Genomic DNA, 15,577 nt, shown 5'->3' with positions numbered 1-15,577 from the left:
CCGATGCGTCGCGCGCTGGCGGCCAGGCAGGCCGCGGGGCGACAAGCGTTTGCCTGCACCGCGTCGGATGGCAGCGCGTCGGCTCAGAAAAAGAGGGTCAACCCGAGGAACGCAATCGCCTTGATCGGCGTCTGCGCATAGAGCGAGTTCTGCGCCCCACCGAAATACCGCAAGCCGGCATCCACGCACAGCTTGTCGCTCTTCCAGGACAGCCCAGCCGTGGCGATCAGGCCGCGATCCGCTGGCGTGTAGAGAAGATCCAGCGCGGGCTCCCATGGATCGCTGGTCCAGGAAACCCGCAAGAAAACGTTCGCCCGCCGCAGAGAGCCATTGCCCAGTTGCACAGCTTGCCAACCCAGATTTCCCGCTACCAGCTGGCGGACCACAGGCGATGCGCTGACCGATGCCCGTACCAGCGATTCGTTTCGTTCGCTCCATGCCTGCCAAAAGCCATCGGAGGGCGCGGTACCGTCGTACCACGCCTCGGCAATGACTCCGAGCTTGCTCTCGGTCGTCCACGTCATGCCGATCAAGCCCTGGTCCGCTGCGCTGCGGGCAACCACCACGTAGGGGTTGGCCCGGGCCGGGACGGACGACGGAGGCCCCTCGCTGCGTACGCTGTAGCGGCCGGCATGCCGGTAGCTCGCATGGAACTCGATGGCGTCACTGGCGACCCAGGAGACCGATGCACCGGCCGTGCCGTGGCTCGCCGAGCCCGACCCCGCGAATGCATACAGGTCTGCGGAACCAAGGCGCCTGTAAAGGCGCCCGGCGACCGCTTCCTCCTCCCTGGCCAGAGGAGCCGCGTCTTCCGGCCGCACCTTCTTCTTGAACGCGACGATTGACCAAGCTGAATCCTCGCCAAAGCCCTCGGCCATCACCAAGGGCCGGCCTTCCAGCGTACGTTGCACCAGCGGTCGACGGGCCTCCTGCTGCACCAGGTCATTCGGCCTGAACGCATAGCCCACGTCCCAGGACACGACCTTCTTTCCCACCACCAGCTGGAAGGGTCCCGGCCTGGCCGTGTAGACCAGTTCGTCGAGGATCAGGCGCGTGGTGTCAGACCCGAAATAGGCGTGATTGCTGGCCCGTGCGCTGCGCAAAGTGACCGAGCCGCTGATTTCCTCGTAGCGGGCCCCAAGCGTTGCATCGAGCTGCGCTGTCGCGGACGCCGGCAGCGCGATCGCATTGGACAGAGCCTGAGCACCGTGCAGCGGGCCGCGGCCAGCAAGTTGATCAAGTTCGCCGAACACACGCACATTGCCCGTCGCCTCGACGGCGGATTCCTGCGCCAGCACGCCAGCCGGATCGGCTGCCGCGGAGATCCACAACGCTTTCACTAGCATCCGATGAATGCTCACGGCGAAATTTCGCCGCACGCTTGCACTGCCCGATCCAACACCCGCTGCTGGCTCTGCACCAACTGCTCTCGCAGACCGGGCCGCAAATTGGCGTCATCACAAATGACGCAGACATCAGGCCGGCCGTTCACGCTGGAAACCATGGTGCAACAAGCTTGATTGCGCGCCGGTGCGATCGCCAAAGACACGTTGCGCACCTGGCCATGCGGCGCGAAGCCGCGAAACTGACCCACCGTACTCAATACGCTGCCACGTGGCTCCATCGTCTGCTGTGACCATCGAAGCGCATCTGTTTGCGGGTTCGGAAGAGCGAACCGTGCGACCTCGCGACGACGATAGAAAAGGTGCGCGTCGCCACGATCGAGTTGCGCCCTTGTCAGTACTGTCGCCATCTTGGCCAATTCCCACAGTTCCGTGCGCTCGTGCAGGGTGTACATGTTGTAGAGGTTGGAGGCATGCAGCTGGACAGGACGCAGTGGTGCGGGCGTCGCGAGGCGCCCGCGCAGATCGACCGCGGAGAAAATGAGCAAGTTATGGCTTGCATCGGCACCCAGGATTTCGTGTAGGGCCAGCAGCTGAATCGCACAGAACAATCCATGGACGCTTGCGTTCCTGCGCCGACATTGCGCCGCGAGATCGCGCCAATCATGCTCAGAAATCCGAAGCCGGTGGATCTTCGGCGAGAACGGGCCCGGATGGTCGGCAAACCATGGGAGAGGCGTCGGCGGCCCCGACCGGTAGGCCTGCAGGGCCCATTCGCGCTCGATGCGCCGCTCGACCGCGTTGCACTGTGGCGGTCGGAACACTTCAGGATAGCCCTCGTGCAGTGGCAGCAGGTCGGCGGGCACAGCACCACAATCGGCCGCACCGAGCGAAGCGGAAGGTGTAGCGCGGGCATCACCAGCCATCGCATCCAGGATGCGTCGGCACAGTTCGCCAGCACAGCGGCCATCCGCGATGGCATGGTGGAACGTCAGTGTGAGGCTGCTCCAACCACATGCACGATCGTGGAGCAACAAGGCATGCAGCAAAGGCGCGTCACCCGCTTCAAACTTGCTGGACAACTGTCGCTCGGCCATCCGATCCCATTGATCTCGTGAACTCTCCAGGACCTCGATGGGAATTGCACGGCCGGGTTGCCACTCGAAGATCAGCTGCTGATCGACTTTCGTGATCGCCACAGCCAGTAGCCGATCCTCATGCTGAACCTGGTCCAGCGCAACGCGCAGGCGGGCAGAGTCAATGACTTCGTCGCAGTCGACACGTACAACGAAATTCATGCGCGAAACCCGGTCCAGCCGCACAAAGAAAGCTTCAGCAGGATCGAGCGGCCGGGACCACGCCATCGGTGTGCGCCTCAATCGATCTTGGGGTTGGCCGCGAGGAACATCGGGTTCAACCACTCCGCCGGCAAAGTGCGCTCGCGTCGCGCGCCGTATCGCACACGGGTTTCCTTGTTGTTGCTCAGACGATCAAGCAGGGTCATCTCGACCACTGCGGAAGGTGCAGCTGGCTTGTCGGTGGAAAAGCGGGCGACCTTGGCCAGCTTGTCGGACTGCACAAACAGCTCGGCCTTGATCGGTTCGCGGTGGATCTTGCCGACCCACAATTCGATTCGTTGGTAGTTCAGCGACTTGCGGTTGGCCGTCAGGCTCAGGTGGGTGCAGGGCTGGCCCGCGCACGCCTCCTCACCGACGATGGCGCTGGCGTAGTCCTCTGCCCAGCTCATCGTCGCGATGTCTCCGGTGGAGACGTCACCAAGCAGTTTCTGCATTGCCGTGATCCGCAGCGGCCGGCTGGTGCCGGGCATCAACAGCCAGAAATCATCGCCGAGCATCAGGACCTTCTGGCCTTTCTCGGACGGACTCTGCATGAGCACCAGTGATCGGTGCTGCGACTGAGAGAAAACGGTGTAGCGGCGTTCCTTTGACGGCGAGCCGTCCGCGTTGAATACCGCAATTTCGACGTCGAGTTGAAGATCTGCAGACGAAGCACGGTAGCTGTCCGCTTTCTTCAGAATCTCGGCGGCGCTTTGCCCGTTCGCCATTGGCGCCTCCGCATGGCCAAGCAGGGGCACGACCAGCAGAAACGCCAGCAATATGGAAGAAGTTCTGAAGGGGATCATGGTGGCTCGCTTTCAGGTGTGTGCCAGGCCGGCGGAGATGGGCAGATTCACTGTCCTGCGCGCAACCAGCGCTGACGCCACAACGGCCAGGGCCACCATCAAGAAAGCGGTTCCCAGGTACAGCCAGCCGTCCACGCTGATGTTCAGCGGGTAGCTGGTCGAGCGGCCCGGGGGTGGCGGCATCTGAACCGGAAAGACGTACAGAAGCATGGAAACGCCGAAGGCCAGGACACCGCCCGACATGACGCCAGCCAGCCCCAGAAGCAGGCCTTCCCAGGTCAGGCACCAGATCAGTTGGCGGGGGAAGGTTCCAATGGCGCGCAGGGTCGCGATCTCCCGCGTTCGCTCCACGATCGACATCGCCATTGCGTTGGTGACGACGGCCACCACGATCAAAGCAATGACGATGCCCAGCGCGCCGAAGATGCGGTTGTAGAGCGCTTTGACCGATTGGTAGAACGTCGCCTCGTCCTCCCATGAGCGCGTCACCAAGGCGGGCTGCAATGCACCCAACCGCGCCTGCGCGTCGGCCGTCTTGTCGATGCGCGACAAAAAGACGCCCAAGGCAGACACTCGCTCGGAATGCAGCAAGCGTTGCGAAGTGACCAGATCGACGTAAAGGATCCGCTTGTCCACCTCGGTGACGCCAGTGGAAAAAACGCCTCGGACGATCACGTCGAGCGCGTTCATCGCGCCGTCACTGGTGCTGGCCAGCAGTGTCAATGAGGCGCCTGGCTTCGCCTTGAGGCTGCGCGCCAGGCCTTCGCCCAGCATGACCTCGGCCCCGCCGGAATCACCCGTCAAGACACTGCCGTCAATCATTTTGAGGAACGGACCCTTGATGGTGAATTCCGCCTTCGGGTCGACCCCGAGCGCCACCATGACCGTGGACTTTTCTCCATTGCTGGCCAACCCGGAGAACGATACCGAAGGCAGGATCGCACGCACGTCGGCGTCGCCGAGCAGAGAAGACGCCACCGCCTTCCAGTCGTCGATGCCGTGCTGCAGCGGCTGTTCCTCTTCGGAAAAGAACTGATCGGGAGTACCCAGGATGAGGTGCCCCGTCATGCGCGCCGAAGCCTGCGCCAACGATTCGTAGGTGTAGAGCGCAAAGCCGCCCGCGAGCAGGATCGCCAACGTGCCGATCGCGGTGATGGCCACGGTCACGAGGGAACGCCTGCGATTGCGCCGCGCGTTCTTGAGGGCGAAGCGGATCCACCTCATGACACGATCCGCCCGTCATGGATGGAAATCACGCGATCACATTGCGACCGCAAGCGGCTGTCGTGCGTTGCGATCAGGAACGCACAACCCTTCTGGTGGCTCTGCAGGCGCATCAGCGCGAGCACCTGGTCGGCCGTGACCGAATCCAGGCTGGCCGTGGGTTCGTCGGCGATCACCAGTGTCGGGCGCTTGATCAGGGCGCGTGCGATGGCCACCCGCTGGCGCTGACCACCCGAAAGCCTGTCCGGCAGATGCCGGGCGTGTTGCGCGAGCCCGACCGCTTCCAGTTGTTCCGTCACGCGCTCGCGGCGCTCGCGCACGCCAACGCCGGCAATGAAGAGCGGATAGTCGACGTTCTCTGCGACGGTCATCACGGGCACCAGATTGAAGCCCTGAAAAATGAAACCCAGCAGATCCCGGCGCATGAGCGTGCGCCGATCTTCCGCAAGGTGGTCGATCGTGCTGCCAGCCAACTGGACTTGCCCGGCGTCCTGCCGATCGACCAAGCCACAGATGTTGAGCAACGTGCTCTTTCCGCTGCCCGAGGGACCGGTGAGAGCGACCAGTTCGCCGGCCACGACCTCCAAGTCAACGCCTCGCAGCGCGGGCACCCGGTGCTGGCCCAATCGGTAGGACTTTTCGATGCCGCGCAACCGCACGACGGCTGCGCTGCCTGCGACGCTCATTGGATCGCGGCGAGTTGCGCCGCGGCTTCATGCGCCTGCGGTGCGCTCCTCTCGATGACGATGAGCAAGTACTTCTTCGCGTCCTCGAGTCTCTTCTCGTCGACGGCCCATCGCGCGGCCCGCATCCACGTGGCGCCCTTGAACTGCGGGTTGGCCTGCTCGAACAGCGGACTGTCCATGATGCCGTTGAGAATCTTGCCGCCCTGTGCTTCTCGGTTGAAGAACCTCGGGACCGAGAGGAACGTGCTGGCCGCCACCAGGCGCACATGCAGCGACACCGGCGTACCCTTGTACAGGCTGGCGTCGTGCGCGGGAGTCAGCAGGGCGATGGCCTTGTCCTGGATCGCCATGCCGTCCTCGGCGTAGGAGATCTTCTTCCAGGGCAGGATGGTTGCGCGCGATTGCAACGAGGTGGCCGCACCCACGTTGACCATCACCAGTGGATCGGCAGATCCGGCCGGAGACAGTGCCTTGAATTTGTCCAGCGCGACGGGAATGGCTGCGTTGTCGCCGGCGTACACCGCGCGCAGCGCCCTGCTCGCGTCCTCGTACTCCGCCTCCGTATAGGCCATGCCCGGTCGCGCAAGCGTCAAGGCGATTATGGTCAGCGCCGTCACGGCGATGCCCCTTCGGACCCTGAGCGGCCCGGAAGCTGGATCGATCATGATTTCCGTCCCTGAAAATCTTCTGTCTGCACCGCGGAAACGTCCGTCCGGGAGAAGCGCGCACACCAAGGCTCTTGGCTGGCGGCTCGCGGTTCCTTTTTATCTCTTGCGAGCGAATCTAATCAATTCCCAGTCGGATGGGAATGAGAAATCTGTATGTGAAAACCCGCTCAGAGAAAAGCACTCCGCTGAAAGAAGTGTGGTTTTGTATTTCCCCTTGCTGCCAGCCGGAGCCGCCCGCACGGCCTGGAGGCGGGACGTCGCTTGTTCTGATCAGCGCCCAGTCCGCCACCCCACAAAGCCAGCCACCCGCCGCAGCACCCGCGAGCGGGGCAGATCGCGCGCCAGCGGCGGCAGCGACAGCGCCAGCAGCAGCGCGGCCAGCGGCAGCGTGCAGATGAAGCCCAGGTACTTGAAACCCAGCGCCCCGACGATGCCCCCGAGCACGAACATGCCCACCAGGCCGCTGGCCATGCGGATGCGCAGCGGGTCGTGGCGCACCGGCGCTGCGGCCACGTGATTGGCGCGGTTCCAGTAGAAGAGCTTGCCGAGTTCCATGCCCAGGTCGGTGATGTTGCCGGTCATGTGGGTGGTGCGGATGCTGCCGCCCGAAGTCTTCGACGCCACCGCGTTCTGCAGCCCCATGATGAACGACAGCAGCAGCACCGTGAGCGGCACGGCGAAGGGCGTGTTCCAGGTCAGCGTGATCGCGCCCATCAGCCCGAAGGGAAGCATCAGCATCGCCTCCAGCAGCAGCGGGAGCGCGTAGACGCCATGCAGGCGGTTCTGGCGGCCCCAGTTCACCAGCATCGCGCACACCGCCGCGCCGCTCAGGAAGGCCAGCACCGCACCCAGCGCGTTGAGCAGCAGCTTCGCGTTGCCCAGCACCAGCCCATCGGCGAGCTGGGAGGCGAAGCCGGTCATGTGCGAGGTGTACATGTGCAGCACCAGGAAGCCGCCCGCGTTGACGGCCCCCGCATTGAAGGCCAGCAGCAGCCCCAGGGCCCGGTTGGTCGAGGGCGCGCGATGGCGGTTGGTGAGGAAACGCAGGCGTCGCATGGCGGTCTCGATGGTTCGACGGCGCCATCTTGGCATGCCGCGACTAATGGCGAAGCAACTCGTGCACCACCCCACGCAGCCAGATGACCGCCTGGTCCTTGTGGAAGCGCCGGTGCCAGAACTGGTGGACCTCGATCGGCGGCGTCTTCCATGGCGCGTCCACGATCCTGATGCCCGCGTGCCGGGCGATCACCTGCGCGATTTCGCGCGGCACGGTGGCCACGAGTTCGCTGCCCGGGACGATCGCCACCAGGCTCATGAAATGCGAGACCTCGATGAACACGTCGCGCTCGATGTTCTTTTCCTTGAGCCAGCGCTCGAGCAGGTGCTCGCGTCCGTCCGGGCTGACGACGGCATGGCGCGCCTGCTGGAACTGCTTCACCGTGATCTTGTCTGCAACGCCTGGATGCCCGCGGCTCACGATGCAGACATACGAGGTCTTGAACAGCCGCTGCTGGAAGAAATTGCCTTTCTGGAGGTCCGGAAAATAGCCGATCGCCAACTCGGCCGCGCCCGATTCGAGGGCCTCCGCGGCCGCGTTGCGCGGCATGGCCAGGGATCGGATGCGAACCCCCGGCGCCTGCCCTGCAAGCCGTTCGAGAATCGGCGGAATGAAAGCCACCTCGCCGATGTCGGGCGTGAGGACCGTGAAGGTCCTCCTGGCCAGCGCCGCATCGAACGCGCTGTCCTGGAGGATCTCGTCGCGCACGGTGTCCATCACGCGAAGCACGCTCGGCGCCAGCGCGGCCGCGCGCGGCGTCGGCTTCATCTCGGCGCCGATCTTCACGAACAGCTGATCGTCGAACAGCGCGCGCAGCCGTGCCACGGCGGCGCTCGCGGCCGGCTGGCTCAGGCCGATGGCCTCCGAGGCCCGCGTCACGCTGCGGTGCTTGAGCATGGCGTCGAAGACCACCAGCAGATTGAGATCGAGCGACCTTGGATCCATGGCGTGGATTTCCCGTATTCATGGCATTGCGTTGATGGATTCTGCCTCGCTTCATACGATCGCTCCGATGAACACCCCCGCACCACATGAATCACCCGGCCGATCCTTTCTCTTCAACGCGTGGTACGTGGCCGCATGGACCGACGAACTCGCGGGCCCGATGCTGCCCCGCCGCCTGCTGGACATCCCCGTCGTCCTGTTCCGCACCTCGGACGGCCGGCCGAACGCACTGCACGACCGTTGCCCGCACCGGTTCGCGCCGCTGCACCTCGGCAAGCGGGTCGATGACGGGATCGAGTGCGCCTACCACGGCCTGCGCTTCGACTGCAGCGGCGCCTGCGTGCACAACCCGCATGGCAACGGGATGATCCCGAAGCGCGCCGTGGTGCGCAGCTTTCCGGCGGTGGAGCGCCACCACCTGATCTGGATCTGGATGGGCGACGCCGAGCGGGCGGACCCGGCCGCCATCCCCGAGTTCGATTTCCTGACGGATCCCGAATTCCAGAACGTCAAGGGCTACACCCTGGCCGAGGGCCACTACGAACTGATGACCGACAACATCATGGATCTGGGCCATATCGAGTTCCTGCATCCCGGGCTGCTCGGCAGCGAGGCGGTCCGGCGCGCGCAGTCGGGCGTGGTGCAGGAAGGCCACACCGTGTTCTCGAAGCGCCGCACCAGCCATGAGGTTCTTCCGCCCTTTCTCCAGCGCTGGTACGAAGCCCAGGATCGCTTCGTCGAGCGCTGGCTCGACGTGCGCTGGGACCCGCCGGCGCTGATGAAGCTGAGCGTGGGCGTGTTGCCGGAGGGCGAGCCCGCGCAAAGCGCGCACGAAAGCCAGGGCTGCCATCTGATGACGCCGGCCTCGGCCACCGCGACCCACTATTTCTGGGCCCAGGGGCGCAACTGGGGGGCGCGCGATCCCGAGATGGACAGTGCCCGCCTGGCCTCCCTGCGCAAGGCCTTCGACACGCAGGACAAGCCGATGATCGAGGCGGTCCAGCAGAACATGGGCGGCCTCGGCCTGGACGAATTGAAACCCGTCATGCTGTCGGTCGATGCCGGCCCGGTGCGCGCCCGGCGCGTGCTGGCGCAGCTGATCGAGGCGGAGCAGGCTGCCGTCAACCCGGCATCCGGGCTCCGGCCTCCCGCCGGTTGACGTCATAGAACAGCCCGCGCAGCCAGCGATTGGCGGGATCGTTCTGCATGCGCCGGTGCCAGTACTGCTGCAGTTGCAGCTGCGGCGGCCGGAACGGCAGCGCGATCTCCTTGATCGCGACATGCCGGCCGACCACGGTCGCGATGTCCTGCGGCACGGTAGCGATCAGGTCGCTGCCGGGCAGCAGCACCACCAGGCTCATGAAGTGCGAGAGCTCCAGCGTGACATGGCGTTGCCAGCCCTTGTCGTCGAGGAAGCGGTCCAGCAGATGTTCCCGGCCGTCGGGCCGCACGACGATGTGGCGCGCTGACAAATATTGCTTGAGCGTCATGCGCGACCCCGCCCCCACATGGCGGGCACAGGCGATGCAGGTGTAGGAGCTCATGAACAGCGCCTGCTGGAAGTAGCCGGCCCGCTGCAGGTCCGGAAAAAAGCCGACGGCGAGCTCGGCCTCGCCCTGCTCCAGCGCGTCCGCGGCCGCCGCCCGCGGCCTGGACACCGCGTGCAGCCGCACATGCGGCGCCTCTTCGCGCAGGCGCCGGAGCACGCCCGGCAGGAAGGCGACCTCGCCGATGTCGGGCGTGAGGATCGTGAAGCTGCGCTCGGCCCGCGCCGGGTCGAAGGCCGCCTGCTGGAGGATCTCCGACTGGATCGTCTGCACCACCCGATGCACCACCGGCGCCAGTTCGAGCGCGCGCGGCGTCGGCTCCATCTGCGAGGCCGTCCGCACGAACAGCTGGTCGTCGAACACCGCACGCAGCCGCGCCAGCGCACCGCTGGTGGCCGACTGGCTCAGCGCCAGGGCCTCGGCCGCCTTGTTGACGCTGCGCAGGCGGGCCATGGTGTCGAACAGGACCAGCAGGTTGAGATCGACCGAACGAATATCCATGAAACCGATTTTATCTATCGGCCAAATCGTCTGTACACGAACTGGTCGACTTCCTACGATCGCGGCCGGAGACACACATTGAGCACGTTGAAACACCCATCCGGCTGCGCCTGCGGCATCGACACGCATGCGCACGTGGTGCCGGAGAACTTCCCGGCCTACCTCGGCAGCCGCCTGCCGGCCGACTGGCCGTCGATGGCCGCGGCCCAGCCCTGCCACCGGAGCGTCATGATCTCGGGCAAGGTGTACCGCACCGTGTCCGACCAATGCTGGGACACGGCCAGGCGGCTGCAGGACCTGCCCGGCATGGGGCTGGCGCTGCAGGTGGTCTCGCCGATGCCGGAACTGCTCTCGTACTGGATGGAGGCCGAGCCCGCGCAGCAGCTGCTGCGCTTCCTGAACGAGCAGATCGCCGCCATGGTCGCCGAAAGCGGCGGCGCCCTCGCAGGCCTGGGCGCGGTGCCGCTGCAGGACATGGACCTCGCGATCCGCGAACTCGAGCATGTGGTCCAGGTGCTCGGTTTCCCCGGCGTCGAGATCGGCAGCAACATCAACGGCGTGGCGATCGGCGCGCCGGCCTTCGATCCCTTCTTCGAGGCCTGCGAACGGCTCGGCGCCGCGGTGTTCGTGCATGCGATCCGCCCCGCCGGCATGGAGCGGCTGGTGGGGCCGCCGGCACTGCAGCAGGTGCTGGCCTACCCCGGCGACGTCGGCCTGGCCGCCGCCTCGGCCATCACCAGCAACCTGCTGGTGCGGCGCCCCAAGCTGCGGATCGCCTTCAGCCACGGCGGCGGCACGCTGGCCTCGCTGCTGCCGCGCCTGCAGCAGGGTGCGGGCGTGTTCCCGGCCCTGCAGGAGACCCTGCTGCAGGCGCCCGTGGAACAGGCGCGCCGCTTCTTCTACGACACGCTGGTATTCGACACCCCGACCCTGCGCCACCTGGTCGGCAGCTTCGGCGGCAGCCAGCTGATGCTGGGCACCGACTACCCCTTCAACTTCCACGACCGCACGCCGGTGGCGCGCATCGAGGCCGCAGGCTTCGATGCCGACACCGCGGCCGCGCTGGTCCACCGCAACGCCGAGCGTTTCCTCGGCCTTTCGAAAGGCATTGCATGAGTTCACCCTGGATCGAGGGGCTGCGCAGCGTGGCGCTCGACATGCCCGACCTGGCGCAGGCCGAAAGCTTCTACACCGAGACCTGGCGGCTGGAGGTCGCCGCGCGCGGCGACGGCGCGCTCTGCCTGCGGGGCAGCGGCAGCGATGCCTTCCTGCTCGCGCTGTACCAGGGCGGCGACGTGCCGCGGATCCGCCACGTCACGCTGCGCGCGCGCAGCGCCGAGGCGCTGGCCGCCGTGGCCGCGCAGGTCGAACCGAACGGCGGCCGGGTCCTGAGCCCGATCCAGCCGCTGGACGACGCCGCGGGCGGCACCGGCTTCAGCTTCCGCGACCCGCACGGCCGCATCTTCCAGGTGGTGCATGGCGACGTCCGAAGCGAGCCGTCGGCCTCGACGCGCGACCGGCCGCTGCGGCTGACCCACGTCGTGCTGAACAGCCATGCCGTGGACGAGACCCAGGCCTTCCTGACGAAGGTGCTCGGCTTCACGCTGGCCGACCGCACCGTGGCCATCGCCTTCATGAACTGCAACAGCGACCACCACACGCTGGCCGTCGGCGTCTCGGACAACGACGCGCTCAATCACATCGCCTTCCTGATGCCCGACGGCGATGCCGTGATGCGCGGGGGCGGCCGCATGAAGGATGCAGGATTCCCGATCCAGTGGGGGCCCGGGCGCCACGGCCCGGGCAACAACCTCTTCAACTACTTCATCGATCCCTTCGGCGTCGTCATCGAATACACGGCCGAAGTCGAGCAGGTCGACGAGCGCTACCAACCCCGCGGCCCCGAAGACTGGAAGTGGCCGCCCGGCCGCGTCGACCAGTGGGGCATCTCGGCGCCACCCGGCCCCACCCTGAAGGAGGCGCAGCGGCGCGTCCTCTTCGTCCCCTCCTGATTCCCCCGAAAGAGAAAGCCATGAACTTCAGCACCTACCTGCGCAACGGCGCGCCTCGCCTGGCCGTGGTCGACGGCGACCAGTTGATCGACCTGAACGATGCCCAGCCGCAGGTCCCCGACGACCTCCGCCGCGCGCTCCAGGCCGGCGTCGACCTGAACGAGGCGGCGCGGCAGGCGCTGGCCAATGGCACCCGCCAGCCGCTGGCCGCCGCGACCCTCGCGCCGCTGGTGCCCGAGCCCGGCAAGATCATCTGCCTCGGCCTCAACTACTACGACCATGCCAAGGAAGGCGGGCGCGAGAAGCCCGACTACCCCTGGTTCTTCTTCCGCGGCGCCTCCTCGCTGATCGCCCACGGCGAGGCCGGCGTGGTGCCCTCGGTGTCCTCGAAGTTCGACTACGAGGCCGAGCTGGCGGTGGTGATCGGCCGCCGGGTGCCGCGCCACACCCAGGAGGCCGACGCGCTGCCCTACGTCTTCGGCTACAGCTGCTTCAACGACATGAGCGTGCGCGACTACCAGAAGCGCACGCCGCAATGGACCATCGGCAAGAACTTCGACGGCACCGGCGGCTTCGGCCCGCTGCTGGTGAGCGCCGACGCGCTGCCGCCCGGCGCGGTCGGCCTCAAGATCCAGGGCCGCCTCAACGGCGAGGTGATGCAGGACGCGAACACCAGCGACATGATCTTCAGCGTCGCCGAGACCATCGCCCTGCTGGCCGAGGTGCTGACCCTGGAGCCCGGCGACGTGATCGTGATGGGCACGCCGGCCGGCGTCGGCCAGGCGCGGACGCCGCCGGTGTGGATGAAGGCCGGCGACCGCTACGAGGTCGAGATCGAGCGCGTCGGCACCCTGTCCAATCCGATCGTGAACGAAGCACGATGAGCGAGCCCGTCTACGACGTCGCGATCGTCGGCTACGGGCCGGCGGGCCAGGTCGCGGCCGGGCTGCTGGGGCAACAGGGCCTGCGCGTCCATGTCTGCGAGCGGCTGCTGGACGTCTACCAGATACCGCGCGCGATCGCCCTCGACCACGAGATCATGCGGGTGTTCCAGCAGCTCGGCGTGGCGGAAGCGGTGCAGCCCCACTGCGAGCCCTTCACCAACTCCGAGTACTTCGGCGTCGACGGCCAGCTGATCCGCCGCATGACCATGGTGGCGCCACCCTATCCGCAGGGCTACACGCCCTCGATGGTCTTCACCCAGCCGGCGGTCGAGCGCGTGCTGCGCGCACGGGTCGCCGAACTGCCGAACGTGACGGTGGCGCTCGGCGCCACGCTGCAAGGCATCGACCAGGACGCGAACGGCGTGTCGCTCGCCATCGACGCGGCGAACGGCGAGCGCCAGACGGTGCGCGCCCGGTACGCGATCGCCTGCGACGGCGGCTCCAGCACCGTGCGCACGCAGCTCGACATGCCGCTGGAGGACCTCGACTTCGACGAGCCCTGGCTGGTGGTGGACGTGCGGGTCAACGAGCAGGGCCTGGCCAAGCTGCCGCCGGTGAGCGTGCAGTACTGCGAGCCGGAGCGCCCCTGCACGCTGGTGATCGGGCCGAAGAACCACCGGCGCTGGGAGATCTCGCTGAAGCCGGGCGAGGACCCCGGCGAGGTCGCCACCGACGCCGAGACCTGGAAGCTGCTGGCGCGCTGGCTCACGCCCGCGGACGGCGAGCTGTGGCGCCAGGCCAGCTACCGCTTCCACGCGCTGGTGGCCGCCCAGTGGCGCAAGGGCCGGGTGTTTCTCGCCGGCGATGCCGCGCACATGCAGCCGCCTTTCCTCGGCCAGGGCATGTGCCAGGGCATCCGCGACGCGGCGAACCTGAGCTGGAAGCTCGCCGCCGTGCTGCAGGGCGAAGTCGGCGGCAGCGCCGCCGACGCCCTGCTGGACAGCTACGGCACCGAGCGCAAGGCCCATGTGCGCGAGCTGACCAGCCGCATCAAGGGCGTCGGCGCGGTGATCTGCGAACGCGACCCGGCCAAGGCCCGGGCGCGCGATGCGCAGCTGCTGGCGGATTGCGCCGGGGTGGTCAGGGACACGCCGCGCCAGGACATCCTGCCCCGGCTCGAACGCGGCCTGCTTTCCGGGCGCGAGAGCGCGGCACGCGGCGGCCTGTTCCCTCAGCCCTGGCTGCAGCAGGGCGGGAAGCAACGCCGCATGGACGAGGTCGCCGGCCACGGCTGGCGGCTGGTGCTGGCCAACGAAGCTGCAGCGAGCGCGCAGACCGGCCTCTGGCGCGGGCTCACGCGGGTACCGCTGGCGACCCTGGCGGAAACCGAAGGGGTGGCCGCCGACTGGTTCCGGCGTCATGCCTGCGTGGCGGCGCTGGTGCGGCCGGACAACTACGTCTATGGCGTCGCAGCCACGGCCGAAGAAGCGACGGCGCTGCTCGAAGAGGCGGCCATCGCCCTCGGCGCCAAGGCGGCCTGCGAGGCCTGAACCCCACAATCAACAGGAGACATCGACCATGAATCGCAGGACCTTCACCCTGACCACCGGCGCCGCGCTGCTCGCCACCTGGCTGCCGACCGCCTTGGCCCAAGGCTGGCCCGACAAGCCCATCAAGCTGATCCTGTCGCAGCCTGCCGGATCGGGCGCCGACTCGATGGCGCGGATGATCGGCGACCAGCTCGCGCGCCGGCTCAACCAGCCGATCGTGGTGGAGAACCGTCCAGGGGGACAGAACGCGATCGGCGCCCAGGCGGCCGCCCGGTCGGCCGCCGACGGCTACACCTTCTATTTCGCGACCGCCGCGGCCCTGGTCATGAACTCCTACCTGTTCAAGAACCTTCCCTATGACCCGCGCAAGGACTTCATCCCCGTCGGCATGGTCGGCACGGTGCCCTTCACCATCTCGGTCAACGCGGGGTCGAAGTTCCAGTCGCTGGGCGACCTGGTCGCGTACGCCAAGGCCAATCCCGGCAAGCTGGCCATCGCCAACGAAGGGCCGAAGACCTTCAGCGGCATGGTCACCCGGCTGCTGGCGGCGCAGCTGGGCATCGAGGTGAACTCGGTGCCCTATGCCTCGGTCAGTGCGGGCGTGACCGACACGGTCGGCGGCCAGATCGAAGTGCTGGTGAGCGACGTCCCCTCGGTCTCGCAGATGGTCACGGCCGGCAAGCTCCGCCCGCTGGCCGTCACCACCGCCAAGCGCATCGCCGGCTGGGACCAGGTGCCGCCGGTGGCCGACACCTTGCCCGGCTTCAACTACGCCGGCTGGATCGGCATCGTCGCCCCCGCCGGCACGCCGAGCGCCGTGGTCCAGCGCTTCAACCGCGAGCTCGACGTCGTGCTGAGCGACAAGGACATGGCGGCGCGCCTGCTGGCCATCGGCCCGATGACGGACGGCGCCGGCACGGTGGCGCAGATGGGCGGCATGCTGGATGCGGAGCATTCACGCTGGGCCAGGCTCACGAAGGACCTGAGCATCGCACCGGAATGAGGCGAGGCCCGGCG

Annotated in this window: 15 protein-coding genes; 6 read left to right on the top strand and 9 right to left on the bottom strand. The window is 67.0% G+C overall.

Features of this window, described 5'->3' with window-relative positions:
• Positions 1–83: 83 nt before the first annotated feature.
• The 8 genes from QTI33_RS19545 to QTI33_RS19510 form a co-directional block, all read right to left on the bottom strand.
• Positions 84–1,361, bottom strand: coding sequence for a hypothetical protein (locus tag QTI33_RS19545; protein ID WP_286507913.1), 1,278 nt, complete (start codon positions 1,359–1,361; stop codon positions 84–86).
• Positions 1,358–2,707, bottom strand: a complete 1,350-nt coding sequence (locus QTI33_RS19540) for a phthiocerol/phthiodiolone dimycocerosyl transferase family protein (protein WP_286507912.1) — start codon at positions 2,705–2,707, stop codon at positions 1,358–1,360. The genes QTI33_RS19545 and QTI33_RS19540 overlap by 4 nt, the downstream gene beginning before the upstream one ends.
• 11 nt (positions 2,708–2,718) lie before the next feature.
• Positions 2,719–3,486 carry an outer membrane lipoprotein-sorting protein gene (locus QTI33_RS19535; RefSeq protein ID WP_286507911.1) on the bottom strand — a complete coding sequence of 256 codons (768 nt, stop codon included), beginning with the start codon at positions 3,484–3,486 and terminating at the stop codon, positions 2,719–2,721.
• Between the two features lie 12 nt (positions 3,487–3,498).
• The gene (locus QTI33_RS19530) at positions 3,499–4,710 is read right to left on the bottom strand and encodes an FtsX-like permease family protein (RefSeq protein WP_286507910.1); all 1,212 of its coding nucleotides are present in this window, start codon (positions 4,708–4,710) and stop codon (positions 3,499–3,501) included.
• A complete protein-coding gene (locus tag QTI33_RS19525) occupies positions 4,707–5,396 on the bottom strand; it encodes an ABC transporter ATP-binding protein (RefSeq protein WP_286507909.1) in 690 nt (229 codons plus the stop codon). The genes QTI33_RS19530 and QTI33_RS19525 overlap by 4 nt, the downstream gene beginning before the upstream one ends.
• Positions 5,393–6,013: a hypothetical protein gene (locus QTI33_RS19520; protein WP_286507908.1), complete on the bottom strand. Its 621-nt coding sequence runs from the start codon at positions 6,011–6,013 to the stop codon at positions 5,393–5,395. Before QTI33_RS19520 ends, QTI33_RS19525 begins: the two co-directional genes overlap by 4 nt.
• 321 nt (positions 6,014–6,334) lie before the next feature.
• Positions 6,335–7,120: a YoaK family protein gene (locus QTI33_RS19515; RefSeq protein ID WP_286507907.1), complete on the bottom strand. Its 786-nt coding sequence runs from the start codon at positions 7,118–7,120 to the stop codon at positions 6,335–6,337.
• A 43-nt stretch (positions 7,121–7,163) separates the two neighbouring features.
• Complete coding sequence (locus QTI33_RS19510; protein ID WP_286507906.1) at positions 7,164–8,066, bottom strand: LysR family transcriptional regulator; 903 nt, start codon at positions 8,064–8,066, stop codon at positions 7,164–7,166.
• Positions 8,067–8,133: 67 nt separating this feature from the next.
• On the opposite strand from QTI33_RS19510, the gene QTI33_RS19505 reads away from it, so the two are divergent.
• On the top strand, positions 8,134–9,225 hold the full coding sequence (locus QTI33_RS19505) for a Rieske 2Fe-2S domain-containing protein (RefSeq protein WP_286507905.1): 1,092 nt from the start codon (positions 8,134–8,136) through the stop codon (positions 9,223–9,225).
• On the opposite strand, the gene QTI33_RS19500 is transcribed toward QTI33_RS19505, so the two are convergent.
• Complete coding sequence (locus QTI33_RS19500) at positions 9,188–10,114, bottom strand: LysR family transcriptional regulator (RefSeq protein WP_286507904.1); 927 nt, start codon at positions 10,112–10,114, stop codon at positions 9,188–9,190. The two genes, QTI33_RS19505 and QTI33_RS19500, sit on opposite strands and share 38 nt — an antisense overlap.
• Positions 10,115–10,201: 87 nt before the next feature.
• Here QTI33_RS19500 and QTI33_RS19495 point away from each other — a divergent pair, with 87 nt between their 5' ends.
• From QTI33_RS19495 to QTI33_RS19475, 5 genes are read left to right on the top strand one after another with little or no spacing between them, the layout of a single operon-like run.
• Positions 10,202–11,230, top strand: coding sequence for an amidohydrolase family protein (locus QTI33_RS19495; RefSeq protein WP_286507903.1), 1,029 nt, complete (start codon positions 10,202–10,204; stop codon positions 11,228–11,230).
• Entirely contained in the window at positions 11,227–12,126 is a 900-nt protein-coding gene (locus QTI33_RS19490) for a VOC family protein (RefSeq protein WP_286507902.1), read from the top strand. The genes QTI33_RS19495 and QTI33_RS19490 overlap by 4 nt, the downstream gene beginning before the upstream one ends.
• Positions 12,127–12,146: 20 nt before the next feature.
• A complete protein-coding gene (locus tag QTI33_RS19485) occupies positions 12,147–13,010 on the top strand; it encodes a fumarylacetoacetate hydrolase family protein (protein ID WP_286507901.1) in 864 nt (287 codons plus the stop codon).
• Entirely contained in the window at positions 13,007–14,560 is a 1,554-nt protein-coding gene (locus QTI33_RS19480) for a bifunctional 3-(3-hydroxy-phenyl)propionate/3-hydroxycinnamic acid hydroxylase (protein WP_286507899.1), read from the top strand. The genes QTI33_RS19485 and QTI33_RS19480 overlap by 4 nt, the downstream gene beginning before the upstream one ends.
• A gap of 28 nt (positions 14,561–14,588) precedes the next feature.
• Positions 14,589–15,563 (top strand): Bug family tripartite tricarboxylate transporter substrate binding protein, encoded by a 975-nt coding sequence (locus tag QTI33_RS19475; protein ID WP_286507898.1) that lies wholly within the window; start codon positions 14,589–14,591, stop codon positions 15,561–15,563.
• Positions 15,564–15,577 lie beyond the last annotated feature (14 nt).

This window comes from Variovorax davisae (assembly GCF_030316845.1).
Taxonomy (GTDB): Bacteria; Pseudomonadota; Gammaproteobacteria; order Burkholderiales; family Burkholderiaceae_C; genus Variovorax; species Variovorax davisae.
Note: the sequence above shows the minus strand (reverse complement) of the source record. Positions and strands in the feature narration are given on the sequence as shown.